Annotated in this window: 14 protein-coding genes; 6 read left to right on the top strand and 8 right to left on the bottom strand. The window is 71.1% G+C overall.

From position 1 onward, the window contains the following. Window positions 1–75: 75 nt before the first annotated feature. Window positions 76–1,446: a magnesium transporter gene (gene mgtE, locus ASF28_RS12725; protein WP_056092899.1), complete on the bottom strand. Its 1,371-nt coding sequence runs from the start codon at window positions 1,444–1,446 to the stop codon at window positions 76–78. Window positions 1,447–2,107: 661 nt separating this feature from the next. Here mgtE and pqqA (ASF28_RS12730) point away from each other — a divergent pair. Further along, window positions 2,108–2,197 carry a pyrroloquinoline quinone precursor peptide PqqA gene (pqqA, locus tag ASF28_RS12730; RefSeq protein ID WP_055952695.1) on the top strand — a complete coding sequence of 30 codons (90 nt, stop codon included), beginning with the start codon at window positions 2,108–2,110 and terminating at the stop codon, window positions 2,195–2,197. Between the two features lie 62 nt (window positions 2,198–2,259). Beyond that, entirely contained in the window at window positions 2,260–2,349 is a 90-nt protein-coding gene (pqqA, locus tag ASF28_RS12735) for a pyrroloquinoline quinone precursor peptide PqqA (RefSeq protein WP_056092902.1), read from the top strand. 415 nt (window positions 2,350–2,764) lie between these two features. On the opposite strand, the gene ldtR is transcribed toward pqqA (ASF28_RS12735), so the two are convergent. The 3 genes from ldtR to ASF28_RS12750 form a co-directional block, all read right to left on the bottom strand. Then, window positions 2,765–3,277, bottom strand: coding sequence for a transcriptional regulator LdtR (ldtR, locus tag ASF28_RS12740; protein WP_056092905.1), 513 nt, complete (start codon window positions 3,275–3,277; stop codon window positions 2,765–2,767). Window positions 3,278–3,441: 164 nt separating this feature from the next. Further along, window positions 3,442–3,897, bottom strand: a complete 456-nt coding sequence (locus ASF28_RS12745; RefSeq protein WP_056092908.1) for a DUF6163 family protein — start codon at window positions 3,895–3,897, stop codon at window positions 3,442–3,444. Between the two features lie 10 nt (window positions 3,898–3,907). Then, window positions 3,908–5,002, bottom strand: coding sequence for an enoyl-CoA hydratase/isomerase family protein (locus tag ASF28_RS12750; protein WP_056092910.1), 1,095 nt, complete (start codon window positions 5,000–5,002; stop codon window positions 3,908–3,910). Between the two features lie 177 nt (window positions 5,003–5,179). Between ASF28_RS12750 and hemB the strand changes: the two genes are divergently transcribed. The 4 genes from hemB to ASF28_RS12770 all read left to right on the top strand — a co-directional run bounded on the left by hemB (window position 5,180) and on the right by ASF28_RS12770 (window position 8,051). Then, window positions 5,180–6,241, top strand: a complete 1,062-nt coding sequence (gene hemB / locus ASF28_RS12755) for a porphobilinogen synthase (RefSeq protein WP_056092913.1) — start codon at window positions 5,180–5,182, stop codon at window positions 6,239–6,241. Then, window positions 6,238–6,612 (top strand): hypothetical protein, encoded by a 375-nt coding sequence (locus ASF28_RS12760; RefSeq protein ID WP_056092917.1) that lies wholly within the window; start codon window positions 6,238–6,240, stop codon window positions 6,610–6,612. The genes hemB and ASF28_RS12760 overlap by 4 nt, the downstream gene beginning before the upstream one ends. A 147-nt stretch (window positions 6,613–6,759) precedes the next feature. Then, a complete protein-coding gene (locus tag ASF28_RS12765) occupies window positions 6,760–7,185 on the top strand; it encodes an RDD family protein (RefSeq protein WP_244475030.1) in 426 nt (141 codons plus the stop codon). Between the two features lie 119 nt (window positions 7,186–7,304). Then, window positions 7,305–8,051, top strand: a complete 747-nt coding sequence (locus tag ASF28_RS12770; protein ID WP_056092923.1) for an arginyltransferase — start codon at window positions 7,305–7,307, stop codon at window positions 8,049–8,051. Window positions 8,052–9,124: 1,073 nt separating this feature from the next. Here the strand turns inward: ASF28_RS12770 and ASF28_RS12775 are convergent. The 4 genes from ASF28_RS12775 to ASF28_RS12790 all read right to left on the bottom strand — a co-directional run bounded on the left by ASF28_RS12775 (window position 9,125) and on the right by ASF28_RS12790 (window position 15,262). Further along, complete coding sequence (locus ASF28_RS12775) at window positions 9,125–11,275, bottom strand: helicase-related protein (RefSeq protein ID WP_056092926.1); 2,151 nt, start codon at window positions 11,273–11,275, stop codon at window positions 9,125–9,127. 77 nt (window positions 11,276–11,352) lie between these two features. Then, window positions 11,353–12,855, bottom strand: a complete 1,503-nt coding sequence (locus tag ASF28_RS12780; protein ID WP_082476539.1) for a DUF2252 domain-containing protein — start codon at window positions 12,853–12,855, stop codon at window positions 11,353–11,355. 128 nt (window positions 12,856–12,983) lie between these two features. Then, entirely contained in the window at window positions 12,984–13,385 is a 402-nt protein-coding gene (locus ASF28_RS12785) for a hypothetical protein (protein ID WP_244474999.1), read from the bottom strand. Window positions 13,386–13,537: 152 nt separating this feature from the next. After that, window positions 13,538–15,262, bottom strand: coding sequence for an ABC transporter ATP-binding protein (locus tag ASF28_RS12790; RefSeq protein ID WP_056092932.1), 1,725 nt, complete (start codon window positions 15,260–15,262; stop codon window positions 13,538–13,540). Window positions 15,263–15,272 lie beyond the last annotated feature (10 nt).

Here is a 15,272-nt window from a genome sequence, read left to right on the forward strand (position 1 = left end):
GCCGGAGGCAAGCACCCTCCGGCAATTTTTTGCAATGCGACCCCGCGTCACCGGAAGTTCATCCGGCGGCGTTTGTCACAGGAGCGTCCCTTTCAGGATCAGCATCGCCACGGAGAAGTAGATCACCAGCCCGGTGACATCGACGAGGGTGGCGACGAACGGCGCCGAGGCCGTGGCCGGATCGAAGCCGAGGCGCTGGAGCAGGAACGGCAGCATCGAGCCCGTGAGCGAGCCGAAGGTGACGATGCCGACCAGCGCCGCGCCCACCGTCGCGGCCACCAGGGGCCAGTGCACCCCGTAATCGTACAGGCCGGTCTTCTGCCAGACGACGATGCGGACGATGCCGATGACGCCCAGAATCGTCCCGAGGACGAGGCCCGTGGGCACCTCGCGGATCGCCACCCGCCACCAGTCGCGCAGGCGGATCTCGTGCAGCGCCAGGGCACGGATGAGCAGGGAGGTCGCCTGGCTGCCCGAGTTGCCGCCCGAACTCATGATGAGGGGAATGAACAGGGTCAGGACGATGGCCTTCTCCAGCTCGCCCTCGAAGCCCTGCATGGCCGTGGCGGTCATCATCTCGCCGAGGAACAGGGCGCAGAGCCAGCCGGCCCGCTTCCGGATCATCGTGAAGAAGCCGATCTCCATGTAGGGCTCGGGCAGGGCCTCCATGCCGCCGAAGCGCTGCACGTCCTGGGTCTGCTTCTCCACCATGGCGTCGATCATGTCGTCGACGGTGACGATGCCGATGAGGTGGCCGACGGCGTCGATGACGGGGAGCGCCAGGAGATCGTACTTGGAGATGAGGCGCGCGGCCTCCTCGCGGCTCGCGGTGGGCGAGACCGCCAGCGGGCGCCGGCCCGGGGCGACGGAGAGCACGTTGTCGTCGGGGTCGCCCGAGATGAGGCGGCGCAGGGGCACCGCCTTGGTCAGGGCCCGGGTGCGGGGATCGAGGACGAAGATCGAGTAGATGGTCTCGCGGGTCTTCTCGACCTGGCGGACGTGGTCGAGTGTCTGGCGGATGGTCCAGTCGCCCGGCACGGTGACGAATTCCGTGGTCATCAGGGAGCCGACGCTCTCCTCGCCGTAGGCGCTGAGGCGATCGACGGCGCCGCGGGTCTCGGCATCGAGGCGGGCGCGGAGGTCCGAGCGTCCGGGCTCCTCGATCTCGCGGAACAGGTCGGTGATGCGGTCGGCCGACATGCCCGAGAGGTAGGAGGCGACCCGGTCGCGCGGCAGCATCTCGATGATGTCGGCGGCGTCGTCGAGTTCGGGCTGGTCGAGGACCTCGACGGCGCGCTCGTGCGGCAGGCCGAGGAGAATCGCGGCGGCGACCTCGGGCGCCTCCGCGTTGAGGGCCTCGACGATGTCGGGCGCGCGCTCGTCCGACAGGCGGGCGGCCAGGACCGAGGGATCGATCTTGGCCGGAAACGGAACGGTCGCGTTCATGGGCTCACCTCGCGCGGGGGCGCACGGCCGGGGGCCTGAAGCCGAGGGCCGGGGGCATGGAGCCATGGACGGCCGGGGCGGGGCGCCGCCCAAGATCCCGCGTCAGGGGGTCGGACGGGTCGCGCCCGCGGCCGCGCAGGGCGTGGATCGTCGGGGAGTATCGCTGGGCATCGGCTGACTTGAGGGGTGCCCGGGAGACCGGGCGGCGCGTGGGTGCGCCTCCGGCACGCGCGCGTCAAGCCGAATCGGCCAGGCATTCCAGGTGCTTCGCCAGGTGCTTCGCCAGGTGCTTCGCCAGGTGCTTCGCCAGGTGCTTCGCCAGGTGCTTCGCCAGGTGCTTCGCCAGGTGCTTCCCAGGTGCTTCGCCAGGTGCTTCGCCAGGTGCTTCGCCAGGTGCTTCGCCAGGTGCTTCGCCAGGTGCTTCGCCAGGTGCTTCGCCAGGTGCTTCGACGGCCCGTCACCCCCGAAAGGCGAACGGATCGGCGCGCGCCGCGTTGTGGAACCATATCACCGGGACGGGGCGAGGGCCCGGACCGGCCGCGCCGATCCACCGGATTCCGGTCCCCCGCCCAGTCCTATGAGAAATATAAGTGTAGCGCCCACTTGTGTTGTGCCCAATGTATCGACATATCAGGGGCGTCGAACACGAAGGAGTTTCGCCATGAAGTGGTCCGCCCCCGTCGTTCAAGAAATCTGCGTCGGCATGGAAGTCACCAGCTACGAGTCGGCAGAAATCGATCCCTTCAACTAAGGGATCGGCGTCCCCCGGGACGTCAGCGCAAGCCAACCAACCTCAATCTCAGGAGAAACACCATGAAGTGGTCCGCCCCCATCGTCCAGGAAATCTGCGTCGGCATGGAAGTCACCAGCTACGAGTCCGCCGAGATCGACACCTTCAACTAAGCGATAGTTGCTTAGAAGGTTGTCGCCTGGAAAGGGGTGCTGCTCGCAAGGGTGGCGCCCCTTTTTCGTTGCGCCGCCCCGAACGCGAAAAGGCCCGGACGGCATCCCGTCCGGGCCTTTTCGCGTGGCGATCGAGGTCTCTGGATTCGTCCGGTGAAGCACATCCGGAGAGGGCGCAGGTCCCCTCTCCTGGAAGGAGAGGGACAGGGTGAGGTGTGTGACCTTTTCGGAGAATTCGCACACCTCACCCCAACCCTCTCCTTCCAGGAGAGGGAGCCCTGGTGCATCTCGCGCCACCCCAGTGTGACTTTCGAAAACAGCCACTGAGCGGATGTAGGAACTCGGTCGCCTTCCGAGCGACGGGGCCCGTGGCGCTCGCCCGACGGCGCGGCCGATGGAGAAGCGTGCTCCGTCGTTAAAGGCGGTAGCGGATCTGGTCGGTCCAGAAGCGCTCGAGGCGGCCCAGCGCGACGTTCATGCGGCCGAAATCGTCGTCCGAGATGCCGCCGATGGGCTGGATGGTGCGGGCGTGCTTGTCGTAAAGGCCCTGGATGATGTCGTGGATCTGCCGGCCCTTGTCGGTGAGGCTGATGCGGACGGAGCGGCGGTCCGTGGTCGAGCGGGCGTGGTGGAGGTAGCCGGCCTCGACGAGCTTCTTGACGTTGTAGGAGACGTTGGAGCCGAGGTAGTAGCCCTTGGTGCGCAGCTCGCTCGCGGTGAGCTCCTTGTCGCCGATGTTGTAGAGCAGCAGGGCCTGGACGCTGTTGACGTCCTCGCGGTCGCGGCGCTCGAACTCGTCCTTGATCACGTCGAGGAGGCGGCGGTGCAGGCGCTCCACGAGGTGGAGGGCTTCGAGGTACGAGCCGTGCACGGTGCCGGTCTCGGGCGCAGTGTTCGTCTCGATAACCTTGGCTGCCTGGGACTTCATCGCGGGCCTCGTCAGATCTTCGGGTTGCAGGGCCGGTGTTCTTCGCCACCGCTCATGAACCCAACCTAGGCGCCACGGATGAAAGACGGTTTAAGCGATAGGATGAATTTGCGATTTACCTCTATGGGTAAATGCAAGATGAAACGATTGTGGTAAGGCTCCGTTCACCGGATTTCCCGCGCCGCCAGCCAGGACAGGATGAAGTAGATCACCACGATGCTTGCCTGTAGTCCAAGGTAGGGCAACGACATCGGCAGCAGATGCGGGGTGAGGATCGCCAGGGTCAGGGCGCTGGTGGCGGCGAGCAGCCAGACCACGCCGCCCCAGGCGCTGGTGAGCCACAGGCCCACGGCCGCCATGGCGTCGATGACGGCGAAGTAGACGATCACGGTCTGGCGGGTGACCGGCTCGGCCTCGAACGGCCGGGCGCCGGGCAGCACGTCGAGGATCGACGCCCAGGTCGCCACCGCCTTGGCGAGCCAGACCAGGGCGGTGGCGCGCATGAACCACACCAGCACCACGTCCCAGCCGGTCTGGTTCGGGCGCGGCGACCGCTCGATGCGGTCGCCGCCGCCCTCGCCCGCGCGCCGGTTGGCGCCCACCTTCGTCAAACTGCGCACGCACCTGTCCTCATGTGTCGGAGCGCGGCGCGGGGCCGCCGGTTGCCGCGAACGGGGCCTCGAACATCCGCGCGATGGCCGCGTGGTCGACGGCCTCCAGGGTCGCGGGCCTCCAGGCGGGGGCGCCGTCCTTGTCGATGAGGGCCGCGCGCACGCCCTCGAAGAAATCGTGGCCGTCCATCAGCCACGCGGCGAGACGGGTCTCGACGGCGATGGCCTGCGCGAAGGTCATGGTCGCTCCGCGCTGCATCTGCGCGTGGGCGATGCACAGGCTGGTGGGCGAGCGCGTGCGCAGGAGGGCGGCGGTGTCGGCGGCGAACCCGGAGCCCGCCGCGCCGTCGAGGCGGGCGAGGATGTCGGCGACGCCGGGTTCGCCGAAGCAGGCATCGATGACGGCGCGCTCGGCCGTGACGGGTCCCGTGGGCGGCGGCGGCTCCGCATGCCCGGCCAGCACGGCGTCGATGGCGCCGCCCCCGGCGAGGTCGGCCACGATGGCGTCGAACCGCCCGGCGGGGGCGTGATGGGTGGCGAGTCCCAGGGCGAGGGCGTCGCCCGGCCCGAGGGTGGCGCCGGTGAGCGCCAGGTAGGTGCCGGTCCGGCCGGGCAGGCGCGGCAGGGCGTAGGTCATGCCGACATCGGGGAAGAAGCCGATGCCGACCTCGGGCATGGCGAAGCGGTAGCCCTCCGCCGCCACCCGGTGGCTGCCATGCAGGGAGAGGCCGTTGCCGCCGCCCATGCAGAGCCCGTCGATGAGGGAGACGATGGGCTTGGGGTAGGCCTGGATACAGGCGTCGAGGCCGTACTCGCCGTGCCAGAAGGCGTCGACCTCCGCATGCCGGCCGGCCTTGGCCAGGGCGTGGAGGGCGCGGACGTCGCCGCCGGCGCAGAAGGCCCGGCCGCCGGTGCCGCGCAGGACGATCCGGGTGATCGCCGCGTCGGTCTCCCAGGCCCGCAGCTGCGCGTGCAGCGCGGCGATCATCGCCAGGGACAGGGCGTTGAGGGCGCGCGGCCGGTTCAGGGTCACGAGGCCGACCGCGCCGCGGCGCGCGAACAGGATGTCTTCGTCTTGCCTGTCCGCTTGCCTGTCCGCTTGCCCGCCCGCCATCGCCCGCCTTCCGTCCCAGGATGGGTCGCTTAGACGAAGTTTCGGCCCGGCCCGTCAATCTCCCGCACGATCCCTGCGTCGGATCGGCCTGCGGCGGCGGGCTCGAATTGTCGGGACTTGCGATTGTGATAGATCACGGGACCCGACAAGCCCGGCGATGCCGCGAGTCCGAAGATCATGCCCGACGAACTGCCGACCCCGCGTCCCCTCGCCGTCGAAGCCGCGGCGGAGAGTGCCCGTCCCTCGGGCGGCCTCGGCATCACCCAGCGTCCGCGCCGCAACCGCAAGGCCGCGTGGTCGCGCCGCCTCGTGCGCGAGCATACCCTGACGGTGGACGACCTGATCTGGCCGCTCTTCGTCATCGAGGGCAGCGGCCGGCGCGAGCCCATCGCGTCGATGCCGGGCGTGGAGCGCCTGAGCGTCGACGAGATCGTGCGCGCGGCCGAGCGCGCCGCGCGCCTCGGCATCCCGGCGATCTCGTTCTTTCCCTACACCGAACCGGCCCTGCGCGACGCCACCGGCTCCGAGTCCCTCAACTGCGAAAACCTCGTGTGCCGGGCCGTGCGGGCGGTGAAGCGGGCCGTGCCCGAACTCGGCCTCATGACCGACGTCGCCCTCGATCCCTACACCAGCCACGGCCATGACGGCCTGCTCCAGGACGGCGCCATCCTCAACGACGAGACCGTGGCGCTCCTCGTCGAGCAGAGCCTGATCCAGGCGGAGGCGGGCGCCGACATCATCGCCCCCTCCGACATGATGGACGGGCGTGTCGGCGCCATCCGGACCGGCCTCGACAAGGCCGGGTTTCGCGATGTGCAGATCATGGCCTACGCGGCCAAGTACGCGAGCGCCTTCTACGGGCCGTTCCGCGATGCCATCGGCACCCAGGCGGCTCTGGTCGGCGACAAGCGCACCTACCAGATGGACCCCGGCAACTCGTCGGAGGCCCTGCGCGAGGTCGCCCTCGACCTCGCCGAGGGCGCCGATTCGGTGATGGTGAAGCCCGGCCTGCCCTACCTCGACATCATCCGCCGGGTGAAGGACGAATTCGGCGTGCCGACCTTCGCCTATCAGGTGTCGGGCGAGTACGCGATGATCGAGGCCGCCGCCCGCAACGGCTGGCTCGACGGCGACCGCGCCATGGTCGAGAGCCTCCTGGCGTTCAAGCGCGCGGGCGCCGACGGTGTGCTCACCTACTACGCGCCCCTCGTCGCCGAGCGGCTCCGCGCCGGGGCGTGAAGCGGGCCAGGTTCGGGCTCCTCGCGCTCCTCGCCCTCGCGGCCTGCGAGAGTTCCGTCGACCGCCAGCGGGCCACAGCCTGCCGCCGGGCGGTGCCGGCCCTCGCGCCCGCGGGCACCATTCCCAAAATCCTGCGGATCGGTACGGGACCGACGCCCGACGACCTGCGGGTCGATTACGCCGTGACCGGGCCGGCGACCCGGGCCGCGCGCCAGCGCTGGGTCGTGTGCGGGTTCGGGCCCGGCGCCGAGCTCCTGGCGGTGACCACGGAGAACGGGCCGCTCAACGGCGCGGCGCTCTACCTCCTGAAGCACTACTACCTCGACACCCCCGAGGCGGCCGCCGCCGATCCGGGGTCGGGCGGACCGTGACGGGACGCGCCTGGAACGGCGATCTTGAGATTCGCCGGTCCCGCGCCCATCTGGAAGCCACCGAACGCCGCCCCGCCCGAGGAGCGCCCCATGCTCGAATCCCCCACCGGTTACGCCACCCGCCCCCAGACCGCCTACGGCGCCCCTATGGCCCTGCCCGTGGTCCGGGCGAGCCTCGGCGCACGCTTCGTCGCCTACCTCCTCGACATCCTGTTCATCTTCGGGTTCACCGCGCTCCTGACCCTGCTGATCACCGTGGTCGGCGCCCTCACGTTCGGGCTCGGCTGGACCCTGTTCGCGGTGCTGCCGGCGAGCGGCATCCTCTACAGCGCCGTGACGGTCGGCGGCGCCGGCCAGGGCACCTGGGGCATGCGGATGATGGGCCTGCGGGTGGTGAACCAGGCCGGCACGCGGGTCGACATGATCACGGCGGCCGTGCACGCCCTGCTGTTCTACGTGGCGATCTCGACCTTCCTGCTCTGGGCCCTCGACGTGGTCATCGGCCTCGTGCGGCCCGACCGGCGCCTCGGCCACGACCTGCTCCTCGGCCTCGCCGTGGTGCGGGCGGCCTGAGGCCGCGGCGCGAAAATCGGTGCCGGTGAGCCCGCGCGGGTGTTGAGCCGGCCGAGGTTGTGGCTACACTCGGTTCCAGGGCCGCGCGGCGCGTCCCGAGGCTGTGGACGACCGACCGCGTGACGAGCCATTCCCGCGACACACCGCAATTCTACCTGACCGCGCCGTCCGCCTGCCCCTACCTCCCGGGGCAGGAGGAGCGGAAGGTGTTCACGCACCTCGTCGGGCGCCGCGCCCGCGACCTCAACGAGATCCTGACCCAGGGCGGCTTCCGCCGCTCGCAGACCATCGCCTACCGGCCAGCCTGCGAGAGCTGCCGGGCCTGCATCTCCGTGCGGGTGGTGGTGGCCGACTTCGCGCCCTCGGCGAGCCAGCGCCGCATCCTCCAGCGCAACGCCGACCTCGTCGGCGCCCCCGAGCCGAACCGCCCGGTCTCCGAGCAGTACGCCCTGTTCCGGCGCTACCTCGACGCCCGCCACGGCGACGGCGGCATGGTCGACATGACCGTGCTCGACTACGCCATGATGATCGAGGACAGCCACGTCGACACCCACCTCGTGGCCTATCGCCGGCGCGGGCCCGACACGGCCATCAACGGGCGCGGCGTCGGCCCCACCATCGCCCTGTGCCTCACGGACGTGCTCTCCGACGGGCTGTCCATGGTCTACTCGTTCTACGATCCGGCGGAGGCGCACCGCTCGCTCGGCACCCTGATGATCCTCGACCACATCCGCCGCGCCCGCGACCTCGGCCTGCCCTACCTCTACCTCGGCTACTGGGTCGAGGGCTCCCGTAAGATGGACTACAAGGCGAAGTTCACCCCCCAGGAACGGTTGATGGGACCGGGCTGGCAGCGCGTGGAGTGAGTTTTTTGGGGGGGGTGGACCGCCCTCCCCCTTGTGGCGGGGCGATCGCAGAAGGATGCATGCGTTTGGGCCGGCCCTTGCCCCTTGGTGCAGAGCGTCTGCGCGCATCCCCCTCTCCCCGCCTGCGGGGAGAGGGCCGCAGGCACCCCGTCGTGCCTGCGGCGAGCGAAGGCGAAGCCGCAGCGATCCCCTCTCCTGGAAGGAGAGGGACAGGGTGAGGTGTGGGACTTATTCGGAGAGTTCGCACACCTCACCCCAACCCTCTCCTTCCAGGAGAGGGRGCCCCRGTGCGCCTCCCGCCCGCATCCGGATGCCTGCCGCTGCACGGGATCGGTCCATTCGCAGTTGTGTGAATCCTATAGCCGCCTGCGGGGAGAGGGCCGCAGGCACCCCGTCGTGCCTGCGGCGAGCGAAGGCGAAGCCGCAGCGAAGGTGAGGGGGCTGCGTCGGAGGAGCCTCTTCCGGATTCGCCCCCTCACCNGGGCCGCAGGCACCCCGTCGTGCCTGCGGCGAGCGAAGGCGAAGCCGCAGCGAAGGTGAGGGGGCTGCGTCGGAGGAGCCTCTTCCGGATTCGCCCCCTCACCCTCGGCTGCCGCCTCGACGCGCTCCCCGGCAGGGGGGAGACGCGTCCCTCTCCCCGCAGGCGGGGCGAGGGGATGCGCACGGGGGCCGTGCTTGTTCGACAACCCTCTTCTGCGGCGGCTTCAGACCGCGACCATCAGCTGCGATCGCTCTGCCCTTGCGGGGAGGGATCGAGGGTGGGGGTGGCTCCGCCGGCCTCCGCAAGCTGAGGGTCACCCAACCACCCCCACCGCCAGTTCCTCCCCGCAAGGGGGCTATTGGATTCACACATCCGCCCGGTGGCTGATATCGAGAGCCGCAATGAGCCGGCATCAGGCGCGACAGGCCCCCTCTCCTGGGAGGAGAGGGTTAGGGTGAGGTGTGCGAACTCTCCGAATAAGTCCCACACCTCACCCTGTCCCTCTCCTTCCAGGAGAGGGGACCCGAGCATCCCGCGAGATGTGTGAATGCCGTAGCCCGCAAGGGGGAGGAGGGCCGGTTGGCGACCGCTCTCAGTCCGCTTTCGCCAAGGCCTTTTCCAGATCCCTGCGCCGAGCGACCTTCAGCGTCGCCGTCTCCCTGAGCGTCCGCTCGATGGAGGCGTTGGCGCGCTCGCGGACGGCGCGCATGGCGGCGACGTCATCGAACGTTTCCGGAAAGCGCCGGGCGAGCCACAGGTAGGCGCTGGCGAGGCGGACCGTGCGCTCCTGATAGACGAGGTCGCCCTGGGGATCGGCGCGCAGGGCCGGCACGGTGGCGCCGAGGGCCCGCGCCTGGACCCAGCGCGCGACCACGTCGACGGCGATGGGGTCGCGCCGGTCGATGGGCGTGACCGCGAAGGCGAATTTTTCGCGGATCGGCAGGGCGACCCCGTCCACCGCCTCGGCGGCCCCCAAAAATTCCTCCAGGGCCGAGGGCTGGAACGGCGAGCCGTCGTAGAAGGTCGCGCGGGAGAAGTGCGCCATGACCGTGCTCAGGGACTCCGTGCCGAGTTCGGCCGCCGCCGCCTCGATGGCGGCGAGGTCGGGCCGGACGAAGAACCGGGTGTCGGCGGCGGGCGCCGTCGGCGCGCCCGATAGGGCGTCGCGGATCGGCCCGAGTCCGTCGTCGTCGGTGGCGGCGACGTAGCCCGCCTCCTGATGGCCGAAGCGGCCGGCGCGGCCGGCGATCTGGCGGATCTCGGCGTTGGTCAGCGCCCGCACGGCGGTGCCGTCCCACTTGGCGATTGCGGCGAAGATCACCCGCTTGAGGGGGCCGAGATTGAGGCCCATGCCGATGGCGTCGGTGGTGACCAGCACCTCGGCCTCGCCGTCGCGGAACCGCCCGGCCTCGGCGCGGCGCACCTCCGGCGACAGGGCGCCGTAGATGGTGGCGACGGAGCGCCCGGCGGCCACCAGGATTTCGCGGTTCTCGTGCACGGCCCGGCGCGAGAACGCCACGACGGCGTCGCCCGGCTCCACCGCCTCCAGGGGCACGGGCGCGTCGAGGGCGACCAGGGGCGTCTTGCGGGTGAAGGTGACGACGTCGAGGGATTCGCCCGCCGCCTCCGCCGCGCGCCGCACGGCCGAGAGGGCGTCCTCGGCGCCGCAGACGATGACGAGGCGGGCCGGGATGCCGAACAGGGCGTTGGTCCAGGCCCAGCCCCGGTCGGGGTCGGACAGCATCTGGATCTCGTCGATGACCGCGACGGCGATGGGCCGGCGCAGGTCCGCGGTCTCGATGGTGCGGGCCGTGTGGGTCGGGTCGGGCTCGCCCAAAATCTCCTCGCCCGTGACCATGCCGGCACGCAGGCCGAGCGCCGCGAGGTTTTCGTAGTTCTCCAGGGCCAGCAGCCGCAGGGGCGCGAGGTAGGTGCCGGTGCCGGCCTTCGCCAGGGCTTCGAGGGCGGCGTAGGTCTTGCCGGAATTCGTCGGCCCCATGTGGAACACGATGCGTCGGCCGAGGCGCCGGGCGGCGGAGAACTTGTCGATGTAGGACCCGAATCCCGCCCGGTCGCGCAGGCGCCGGGTGCCGGAGGCCTCCTGCGCCACCACCCGCCCCCGAGCGCGGACGCCCTTCAGGGTGTCGAGGATGGCGGCGGCCACGTCCGGCCCGTCGGTGAAGACCCGCGAGCGCAGGGAGCGGTCGAGGTGGGCGATGTAGGTGACGGCGTCGGCCCCGGTCTCGGCCATGTCGGCGCGGATCTGGTCGCGCAGGCGCAGGATGGTGCGGTTGAGGGCGCCGCGGGTGCGGCCGGCGACCTGGGTCACCCGCGCCCGCAGGGCGTCGCGGCGCCACGCCGGATCGTTGCCGAGCGTCATCTCGTCGAGGATTTCGGCGGCGTCCGCATCGATTGCGGTGTCGATGCGCAGGTCGAGGCGGTTGTCGTCCAGCAGCGGGCACAGCACCCGCACGCGCCAGCGCAGGGTTCCGTCCGGATCGGCCTCCGCCCGCAGGGCCGGGATCGCCTGGGCGAGGACCGGGACGCCGTCGCGCAGAAAGTCGCGGCGGGCGTCGGAGGCCCGCAGGGCGCGGGCCACGGCGTCGTCCTCGCAGACGCCGCCGAGTTCCGGCAGGCCGAGGCGCTCGCGCAGGGCGTCCCGGTCCACGGCGCCCGCCGCGATGCCGAGCCGGTGCAGGGCGTCGGCGAGGAAATCCGTGGTCCGGTGAATGCGGCGCGCCATGCCCCACCCTCCGGGGGGCGCCCCCGAGAATCAAGCGTCCCGCACGGCTCCACCCACCGCTCGGGCCCGGCGGATCGTCACAGATGCGGATCGGGCGCGGCCTCGAGGCGGCCGTCGGCGATGGCGGCCAGGAAGATCTCGTAATCGGCCTGGTTGCGCTCGCCGTAGGCGTCGGCCCAGTCGGCCAGGGCCTCGCGCAGGTCGGCGTGGCGGTCCTTGCCGCAATAGCCCGCGATGGCGGCGGCATCGCCGGTGCGGGCGTGCGCCCGGGCCAGCAGGGCGCCGTAGGCCCAGGAGAAGTACAGGAGCGGCTGGCCGGTCATGCACGAGACCGGGATCTCGCCCTTCATGTTCTTCATCTGCCGCACGTAGAACGGCCGGTCGGCGATGGTGGTCCAGCCGAGCAGGGGGTCGCCCACCGCCTGGAGCAGGCGCTGGCCGTAGATCACCCGCTCGCCCTCGTGGCTGGCATAGGGCTCGGGCATGCCGGGAAGATACGGCGCGTGGGCCGGGCGCACGGCCTCCTTCACCTGGAGGAAGAGCACGTCCTGATCCGAGTTGCCGCACAGGAGCGCCACGTAGGCGCGGGTGCCGACGCTGCCGACGCCGACGACGCGGTGGGCGACGTCGACCACGTGGTAGCGGCTCAGCATGAACCGGCGCTCGCGCGGCAGGGTGTCGGCGTAGTGTTCGAGGCCGGAGATCACGGCGTCGCGGGTGGCGTCGTCGACGCGGGTGAGGATCGGCGGGTCCTCGCGAAAACGCCAGCCGCCGTCGACCCGGCGCTCGCCGACCCGCGCCAGCAGGGTCTGGTTGGTGCGCTTGCGCGCCTTCTCGACAGCCTTTCGCACCACGCCTTGCGATTCCGCGTCGATGCGGAACCCCGTGAAATCGAGGTTGTCGGCCCGGGCCGATTGCTGCCAGACGTCGAGGGGCCCCTGGGGCGCCAGATCCGTCATGGTGTGCTGGTAGCCGCCCACGGCCGCGATCACCGCCGCGCGGCGCTCGGGCGCCGGGACGTTGTCGCCCCGCGCCGCCACCTCGATGCTGGCGACGAGGCGCTTCAGGTCCCACTCCCACGGGCCGATGGTGACCTCGTCGAAGTCGTTGAGGTCGAGGACCACGTCGCGCTGGGGCGTGCCGAACAGGCCGAAATTCGAGATGTGGGCGTCGCCGTTCATCGCCACCAGGATGCCGCTGCGGGGCGATTGCGCCAGGTCCCAGGCCATGACGTGGGCGGCCCCGCGCAGGAAGGCGAAGGGCGAACTCGCCATGCGGGCCACCCGCAGGGGGACGAGGTGGGCCTGGCGCCCGTCATGGGCGCCCTCGACGAGGCTCACGGGATCGGGCCGGTCCGGCGGCAGGAACAGGGGGGCGTGGCTCTCGTGCGGCACGGTCTCGCGCAGGACCTTGCCGGCGGCGCGGCGCTTCTCCCACGGCTCGCCGGCGCCGCGCAGGTCGATCCGGGGGTAGTCGGCCAGGGGTTCGAGGACCACGGCCTCGGCATCCCCGACGGTCTCCACCGCGTCGGGCTCGGAATGCGGGCCATCGTGCCCGGCAAAGTCGTTCGACCGTTCCATGTCCAGACCCGTGCCCCTCACCCTGCGCCGACGACAACCGGAGCCATGCCACATCGTTGCCGTCCGGGGGATTAAAGCCGGCCCCGCGGACGTGGCCCCGGCCGTCCGCGATGTCGCATCCGCGCCGATCAGGCCGGCGGCCGGGGCGAGTCCGCCGCCGCGTCGAGCCAGGCCCGCCGCGTCGCGATAAGCTGCTTCAGCCGGGCCGCCCGGCGCTCGCGCCTGTCGCAGCCGGACGGCTCGGGACAGAAGAGGTCGCCGGCCTCGCCGCTGCCCGCGATCAGGCCGAGGATGGCCACCACGAGGCCCATGAGGGTGAGGATCGCCAGGGCGACGAACGGCCAGGCGAGGCCGAGGCCGACGAGGACGGCGAGGCCGAGCTTCAGGCCGAGGGACGCCGCGAGCTTGAGCTTGACCAGGGCCGCGAAGGTCGCGCCGGCACCGCCGAGGCCGCGCAGGGCCCGCAGCACCCGCACGCGCAGGCGCCGCCGCGCGGCCAGGGCTTCCAGCCGGCGGAGCTCGCGCGTCACGCGCCGGATTGTGAAATCCGTCGCCACCTCAGCCCCATCCGCGCCCCGTGCCGCCAAGCCCGCCTGCTCCCCCTCGGTCGGACACGGCCAGCCGCGACCCGACCCCGGAAGAGGCGCTGATTCGCGCCGCGAAAACCATCCCCCGACCGGGCTCAGCGCCGCCCGGACGCGAACTGCGCCGCGTAGAGGCGGCCATAGGCGCCTCCGGATTCGAGGAGGGCCTCGTGCGGGCCCTGCTCGACGATGCCGGTCTCCCCCACCACCACGATGCGGTCGGCCTGCTGGATGGTGGCGAGGCGGTGCGCGATGACGAGGGTCGTGCGGCCATGCGCGAGGTCCGCGAGGGCGTGCTGGATCTCGCGCTCGGTCTCGGTGTCAAGGGCGGAGGTGGCCTCGTCGAGGATGAGGATCGGCGGGTTCTTGAGGAACACCCGCGCGATGGCGAGGCGCTGCTTCTGGCCGCCCGACAGCTTCACGCCGCGCTCGCCGACGACGGTGTCGAGGCCGTCGGGCAGGGAGGCCAGCAGGGCGTCGAGGCGCGCCCGCCCGGCGGCCGCCCGGATGTCCCCGTCGTCGGCGTCGAGGCGGCCGTAGGCGATGTTCTCCCGGATCGTGCCGGCGAACAGGAACACGTCCTGCTGGACGATGCCGATCTGGCGGCGCAGGGAGGCCAGGGTGAGGTCGCGGATGTCGGTGCCGTCGATGGTGATCCGGCCGGTCTCGACCTCGTAGAAGCGCGGGATCAGGGAGCACAGGGTCGTCTTGCCGGCGCCCGAGGGCCCGACGAACGCCACGGTCTCGCCGGCCCGGATGGCGAGGTCGAGGCCGGACAGGACCGGCCGGCCCGCGGCGTAGCCGAAGCCGACGTTCTCGAACCGGATGTCGCCGCGCAGGGGCCCCGCCGCCACGGCGCCGGGGCGGTCGACGATGTCCGGCACCGTCGCCAGGAGCTCGGCGTAGCGCCGGAAGCCGGCGATGCCCTTCGGGTAGGTCTCGACCACGGCGCCGATCTTTTCCAGCGGCCGGTAGAACACGCCGACCAGCAGGAGGAAGCCGACGAAGCCGCCGGGGCTGAGCTCGCCCCGCACCACGTAGGCGGCGCCGCCGAGCAGCACCACGATCTGGACGAGGCGCATGCCGAGGTAGTTGATCGACAGGCTCGCGGCCATGATCCGGTAGGCTTCGAGCTTGGTGGTGCGATAGAGGGCGTTGTCGCCGGCGAAGAGGCGCCGCTCGTGGGGCTCGTTGGCGAAGGCCTGGACCACCCGCATCCCCCCGACATTCTCCTCGATGCGGGCGTTGAAGGCGCCGACCCGGCCGTACTGCGCCTGCCAGTTCCGGGTCATGCGGCCGCCGTAGCGCAGGGTCACGAAGGCGATGACCGGCAGGATCGCCGCCGTCATCAGGGCCAGGGGCGCATGGACGTACAGCATCAGCCCGAAGGCCCCGAACAGGGTCATCACGGCGATGAACAGGTCTTCCGGCCCGTGATGGGCGACCTCGCCGATCTCCTCGAGGTCCTTGGTCACGCGGGCGACGAGGTGGCCGGTCTTCTGGTTGTCGTAGAACCGGAACGACAGGGTCTGCAGGTGATCGAAGGCCCGCGCCCGCATCTCGGTCTCGATGTTGATGCCGAGGACGTGGCCCCAGTAGGTGACCACCACCATCAGGCCGGCATTGGCGACGTAGACGAGGCCGAGGCCGAGGGCCGCAAGGAGGATGAGCTGCCAGTCCTGGCGCGGCAGCAGCACGTCGACGAAGACCTTCACCGCCATGGGGAAGCCGAGTTCGAGCAGGCCCGACAGGACGGCACAGCCAAAATCGACGAGGAACAGGGTCCGGTGCGGCCTGTAATAGGCGAGGAAGGCTTTCAGCATCGGGGACCGG

It is taken from the genome of Methylobacterium sp. Leaf99 (genome assembly GCF_001422375.1).
GTDB lineage: Bacteria > Pseudomonadota > Alphaproteobacteria > Rhizobiales > Beijerinckiaceae > Methylobacterium.

What these genes read in the sequence shown, in the direction of transcription:
- ASF28_RS12790 (WP_056092932.1), bottom strand. Translation starts at nt 15,262, where the DNA reads ATGCTGAAAGCCTTCCTCGCCTATTACAGGCCGCACCGGACCCTGTTC.
- ASF28_RS12780 (WP_082476539.1), bottom strand. Translation starts at nt 12,855, where the DNA reads ATGGAACGGTCGAACGACTTTGCCGGGCACGATGGCCCGCATTCCGAG.
- ldtR (WP_056092905.1), bottom strand. Translation starts at nt 3,277, where the DNA reads ATGAAGTCCCAGGCAGCCAAGGTTATCGAGACGAACACTGCGCCCGAG.
- ASF28_RS12750 (WP_056092910.1), bottom strand. Translation starts at nt 5,002, where the DNA reads ATGGCGGGCGGGCAAGCGGACAGGCAAGCGGACAGGCAAGACGAAGAC.
- ASF28_RS12775 (WP_056092926.1), bottom strand. Translation starts at nt 11,275, where the DNA reads ATGGCGCGCCGCATTCACCGGACCACGGATTTCCTCGCCGACGCCCTG.
- hemB (WP_056092913.1), top strand. Translation starts at nt 5,180, where the DNA reads ATGCCCGACGAACTGCCGACCCCGCGTCCCCTCGCCGTCGAAGCCGCG.
- ASF28_RS12765 (WP_244475030.1), top strand. Translation starts at nt 6,760, where the DNA reads ATGGCCCTGCCCGTGGTCCGGGCGAGCCTCGGCGCACGCTTCGTCGCC.
- pqqA (WP_056092902.1), top strand. Translation starts at nt 2,260, where the DNA reads ATGAAGTGGTCCGCCCCCATCGTCCAGGAAATCTGCGTCGGCATGGAA.
- mgtE (WP_056092899.1), bottom strand. Translation starts at nt 1,446, where the DNA reads ATGAACGCGACCGTTCCGTTTCCGGCCAAGATCGATCCCTCGGTCCTG.
- pqqA (WP_055952695.1), top strand. Translation starts at nt 2,108, where the DNA reads ATGAAGTGGTCCGCCCCCGTCGTTCAAGAAATCTGCGTCGGCATGGAA.